Annotated in this window: 1 protein-coding gene; it reads left to right on the forward strand. The window is 71.6% G+C overall.

Going from position 1 to position 1,031, the window contains the following annotated elements; genetic code table 11:
- Positions 1-1,031, forward strand: a 1,031-nt coding sequence (locus AB0G02_RS42115) for a type I polyketide synthase (protein ID WP_360806759.1), incomplete at both ends; no start/stop codon positions are given.

Raw genomic sequence — 1,031 nt, forward strand, 5'->3', positions numbered from 1 at the left:
GAACGCCCGTCTTGAACCGTCCGGTGTGGACGCGGTGGAGGCGCACGGCACTGGCACGACGTTGGGCGACCCGATCGAGGCGCAGGCCCTTCTGTCGACTTATGGTCAGGACCGGTCGGAACCGCTCTGGCTGGGTTCGGTGAAGTCGAACATCGGTCACACGCAGGCCGCCGCCGGCATCGCGGGCGTGCTCAAGATGATCATGGCGATGCGGCACGGCACGCTCCCGCGCACCCTGCACGTCGACCGGCCCACCACGCACGTGGACTGGGGGACCGGCGACGTCCGGCTCCTCACGGAGTCGACGCCGTGGCCCGAGGTCGGTCGACCGCGGCGTGCCGGTGTGTCGTCCTTCGGGATCAGCGGCACGAACGCCCACGTGATCCTCGAACAGGCCCCGGAGGCCGAACCGGTCGACGTGCCCGGCTGGTCGCCGTGGCTGCTGTCGGCGAAGTCGCCGGAGGCGTTGCGGGCCCAGGCGGGACGCTTGCGCGACCTCGTGGACGACCCGGCGGTCGGCGCGGCTTTGGCGACGAGGGCCCGGTTCCCGCACCGCGCGGCGCTCACCGCCCCGGACCGGCTCGGGGCCGACCTCGACGCGCTGACCCGCGGTGACGTGCCGATCGCGGAAGCCCGGACGGGCAGGACCGCGTTCGTGTTCTCCGGTCAGGGTTCGCAGTGGCGCGGCATGGGACGACGTCTGTACGACGCCTACCCGGTGTTCGCCCGGGTGTTGGACGAGGTGTGTTCGCGTCTCGGGTTGGCGTTGTGGGAGGTGGACCTCGATCAGACGCGGTATGCGCAGCCGGCGTTGTTCGCGGTCGAGGTGGCGTTGTACCGGTTGGTGGAGTCGTTGGGGGTGACGCCGGATTACCTGGTCGGGCACTCGGTGGGGGAGTTGGCGGCTGCGCACGTGGCCGGGGTGTTGAGCCTGGAGGACGCCTGCGCGGTGGTGTCCGCGCGGGGTCGGTTGATGCAGGAGCTGCCGGCGGGCGGTGCGATGGTGTCGATCCGGGCCGCGGAGGTGGAGG

Origin of the sequence: Actinosynnema sp. NPDC023658 (genome assembly GCF_040639995.1) — a bacterium.
In the GTDB taxonomy this organism is placed as follows: Bacteria; Actinomycetota; Actinomycetes; order Mycobacteriales; family Pseudonocardiaceae; genus Actinosynnema.